General features: G+C 32.7%; 4 protein-coding genes. 2 read left to right on the top strand and 2 right to left on the bottom strand.

Annotated elements, in window-relative coordinates:
* Window positions 1-5: 5 nt before the first annotated feature.
* Window positions 6-929 (bottom strand): replication initiation protein RepM, encoded by a 924-nt coding sequence (repM, locus tag ACRAD_RS16390; RefSeq protein ID WP_005022088.1) that lies wholly within the window; start codon window positions 927-929, stop codon window positions 6-8.
* Between the two features lie 1,276 nt (window positions 930-2,205).
* Here repM and ACRAD_RS16385 point away from each other — a divergent pair.
* Window positions 2,206-2,400 carry a hypothetical protein gene (locus ACRAD_RS16385; protein WP_005022077.1) on the top strand — a complete coding sequence of 65 codons (195 nt, stop codon included), beginning with the start codon at window positions 2,206-2,208 and terminating at the stop codon, window positions 2,398-2,400.
* 711 nt (window positions 2,401-3,111) lie between these two features.
* Window positions 3,112-3,534: a hypothetical protein gene (locus tag ACRAD_RS16375; protein WP_005022084.1), complete on the top strand. Its 423-nt coding sequence runs from the start codon at window positions 3,112-3,114 to the stop codon at window positions 3,532-3,534.
* A 245-nt stretch (window positions 3,535-3,779) separates the two neighbouring features.
* Here ACRAD_RS16375 and ACRAD_RS16370 read toward each other — a convergent pair whose 3' ends face one another.
* Window positions 3,780-4,316, bottom strand: coding sequence for a plasmid replication DNA-binding protein (locus ACRAD_RS16370; protein ID WP_005022087.1), 537 nt, complete (start codon window positions 4,314-4,316; stop codon window positions 3,780-3,782).
* Window positions 4,317-4,376 lie beyond the last annotated feature (60 nt).

Below are 4,376 nucleotides of genomic sequence, written 5' to 3'. Positions count from 1 at the left end.
CATACCTATTTAAATCCTAATTCTTTTAGATATGGAGAGTATTCTTTAATTTTTTTAGGATCTGTTAAGTCTCCAGAAATTCTAATTATAAAGTCATCATAGCTTTCACCAGCTTTACTATATTTTGATGCGAATGTGGGTTCATATGCTAACTTACCAGAGAACAAAAGAATCTGTTTATCTGTCAATTGGCCAATCAGTTCTAACTGTTCATTGCTTGCTTTAGAAATATTTTTAACTGATGTCTTAGGCTTAAATGAAAAACTATAGCCTGAGATTGATCGCCCAGTTTTATGCTGTTCAGACTTAACTTTGATATCTGTAAAAGTATTGATTTGGGATATAGCTATATCTAGAACTCTTCTTTTGAAATTATCTGAGCGCGTGTATTCATCATCCGCAATACCAAGTTGCTGCCTAAATTCTGAAATCTCAAATACTGGAGTTTGACCAGTGGTGCGCCAAGCAACTAATAGTTCGTAAAGTCTAGTTGCATATCTGCTTGTCAATTGACTTACTTGCTTTAATTCATAGCTAGTAAAGCGTTCTTCAAGCCTTGTAATTAATGGGACGACTGCTGGTGAAAAGATAAGACTTACAGATGCTTCATTATCAATATAGCTAATTTCGCTTACCCAACGGCTATGAGTAGTTTTTATATTCCCTTTGTCTGTTAAAGATTGATAAGTAAATCTCCTATCAAATAAGACCTTACTTGCCTCTTTCAAAACAGCATAAGCCGTATGTTTTTCTACACCGAAATTCTCAATATAGCTTGACGCATGAATTACCAACGCATCATTAGCATTGATTCCTTTACCTGTTTGTCTGGCTTCAATGATTGCTAATAGAACTAACCTTTGCTCAACTAAATCAAGGTTATAACTTGCATTAATTAAAGCATTATCTTTGACAACTAAGTCTTTCATTATTCTTATTACTACATCATAAAATAATGTAGTAATACTACATTAAATATTGGAGTAGTCAAATGGTCGATAAACGTAGTGATATAGGTCGATAAACGTAGTGATATGGGTCGATAAACGTAGTGATATGGGTCGATAAACGTAGTGGTATAAGCTCTTAAACCCTTATGTATAAAGGCTTACAGCAGGTCTAAAAGCATTTAAAAACTTTAAAAATAATTAAAAGCATTGGGAGTGAAAAATTGCCCTTGGTTTTCGCTACGCTCAAACTCTATTGAATCTCGCTTTCGCTCGATTCGTGGGGCAATTTTTTAGATCATCCTGTTGTGACTTTGAGAAAAAGCAAAAGCAAGAGCAAAAGAAACTTGGAATTCGCTTCGCTCATAAAGCTTTTTTACTCGCTACGCTCGATCTAGGCCCAATTTTCTGCATGTGATTTACGCTTATTTAGACTTCACAGCCTAAAAAGCTGTTTTTCAGAGAGTCGAGGTGCGAATTTTGATACTCCGCTCGTAGACACTCGCTCTATTCATCCCGATTAGAAAAAAATAGCCTCTATTTGGCGCTCATTTGCGTTTTTTGACCTGATTACTCATTTCAATAATGGATTCTATGTCTTAAGTAAAAATGTGGCTGAAATCGCATGTGAGAGCGTTTTAACTTGGGTTTTATTTTTGACCTGTAGGCTAGAATTTCCGTTTATAGATTTTTCTCTTAGAAACACAATAGTCAGGATCTCTTTTGGCCAAGCACTATCTTTACTGTCAGTTAAGTCAATTAAATGGATTGGAAGCCGGTACATACCGGAAATTTTTGGTTCACACACCACGCATCTAAAGATGACAGCCTTCAAACCTTGATTAGACAAGGCATTGCTTTATTTTCTATAGTGAAGAATCTTGTTCAAAAAATTGGGCTGAAATCAAAGTAAGCTATTGTTTTAAATTAATAATTTAATGTTCAGTAATTTGTTCAAAAAAACAGGTGTTTTTTGTAGTTAAGCTTTTGATAAATATGGTAAATAATTTGTTCAAGCAAATGTTCACAAAAACTACTTGAAAGTGACATTAAGTAACTGAAAAATATTAAAATATAGAGTGAACATTTATTGTTTTGTTTTAGAAAATTAAGTTCTCAAGGGAGATATGTCAAAACGGTCAGTTAATGTTCTTTGATTTGATAATTATTTTCGACAAAAGTTCTTAAAAATAGCAATTTTTAACATTTATCCGCTGAAATTTATTTATAAAGAAATAAGCTTTTAAAAGGATAAATAATGATGAATAAAGAGATTGTGAGTGATACCAATGTAGTGAAATTTCCACGGCCATGTACTTTGTGTGATGACAGAGAAAACGTACAGTTTTTTGCAGGTCTGATGTTGTGTGAAAAGTGCCAAGAAAATATCCGGATTACTAATCCTAATTTGTTTGCTGAAAAATTTTTTCTTAGAAAAAAAAGAATAGATTAAAAATAAAAAAAACCGACAAAGATGCCGGTTTTTTTTATTTCTTTCGAGCTACTTTTGCAAAAATTTCATCTAGTTCATCGATGGAAAGTTTACGATTAGGTAGAGAATGTATTTCAGAATTTAAAGCCTTTTCAATTCGGTTTCTGTCAAATAGTTGAGGCTTACTCTCTACTGATCTATTTGACCGGGTAGATACGATTGACATGGTTTACTCACAAATAAAATAAAAATAGATTGCTATTATTGTAGATAGTACGAAATCTTATCGTACAGAGACTATATATAGCCATTTTGTATGAAAAACAAGGGAATTTAAAAAAATTACAAAAAAAAAGCTTGACAAAGTAAAATTTAAATGTAAGATAACATTATTGAATAATTATAATGATATTTATTATTCCAAATTACGAAATTCAATTTTTTAAATTTATTCTACGGTAATTCAAAAAATGTCTAAATTACATTGTTTTAATACATCTATTTTAGATTCTTCTATGAAAAATCGTTTTAGAGCTGCTTCTAGAGAAGAACCTACGATAGGAAAAATTGTGTATCGCATAGATGGTCTTATTTGTAACATCTTTGCCAACACTGGGACTGTTAGTTTTCAAGGTAAGACTGACATTTATACATCAAAGAACATTGAGGTAATAACTGAAATGATCCAATCAATTAACCGACAACATGAGGATAACTTATGAAGGAGATTTTATGGAACCGTGCGACGATGAATCGCCTTATGTAATTGAATATAGCGAAAAATTCGCTGAGCAATGGACAAACTTTCCCCTTGATATTAAAGGGATGATCAAGAAATTTATTGATACCTTTAGAGATCATGGATTACTTGATAATTTTAATCAGTATGAAGGCAAAATTTCTCACTCGTGGAGGAACTGCTTAACAGAAGAAGATACGGCATATGCCAGATCTAATAATTTATGGCATGTCCATATTGGATATCCAGAATTTGAGCCAGGTTTTAAATATTCTACATCAGACTGGGTTCTACATTTTGTTTGGGATAAGCTGAATAATCCTAATAGAATTGTTTTGGTAGATTGCTATAGCCATGAAACAAGTGATGGCAAATTTTATCTCCCCGATAGATCATATCTTGTGATGCCAGATTAATTGAATGCTCTAGACTTGTAGGGGGTCTAGGGCATCTTTACTATTTCAATTTTATAGTTCTGCTAAAATTAACATAATGCACGTTATACGAAATCAATTAAATATTTTGTTTTAATTCAATTTCTTATCGTGTTATTCAAAGCCTAATCTGTTGTGATTGGGCTTTTTTATGCATTTTTCACGTTCCACGCCTATTCTTTGATCATTTCCCCATGTTTTTATTCATCTAGATTAAACAATCTTGATTAATCATAGGGTCTAAAAAAACGACTCCAAAACCCCTTTTTCTCAGGCTCTGGTTCAATGTGCTCAGGCACAGGAATACGCTTATTTTCACTAGCCTCTGGTTCTTTTTGCATCATAGCTGTGACTTCTTCTTCATTTTCCTCTGTCATCTGAGTAGGCTCTGGGTCGACACACGTAGGGATATGAGGTTTTGGGGCCTCTAAAAGACGTTGCATAGCTTCAATTTGTTCTTGATAGAAAGATTCACGTTCTAATGATTGGTTTTCTCTAAGTAAAGCTTGATTCAATTGTTTTTCAAGTATGTCAACCTGTCGTTTTAATAAGTCAACTTCAGTCAAATTTTGACTGTTAGTTGATTGACTCAAGTTGACATCGGATACTTTACTTTGGGGTTCTCCAAATACTCTTAAAGCTTCTGAAAAGTCAATTAATCCATCAGAACCTTTTGATAAATTTCCTTTATTTATATGTGCATATATAGCTTGTCTTGAATATCCATACAGCTTAGCTAATTCTGAAACTGATAATTTTTTCATATTGTAAACTGGGGTTAAGGTGAGTTAATACTTTACTGTTAATTTGACAATGTCAATTTA

This window comes from Acinetobacter radioresistens DSM 6976 = NBRC 102413 = CIP 103788 (assembly GCF_006757745.1).
In the GTDB taxonomy this organism is placed as follows: Bacteria; Pseudomonadota; Gammaproteobacteria; order Pseudomonadales; family Moraxellaceae; genus Acinetobacter; species Acinetobacter radioresistens.
Note: the sequence above shows the minus strand (reverse complement) of the source record. Positions and strands in the feature narration are given on the sequence as shown.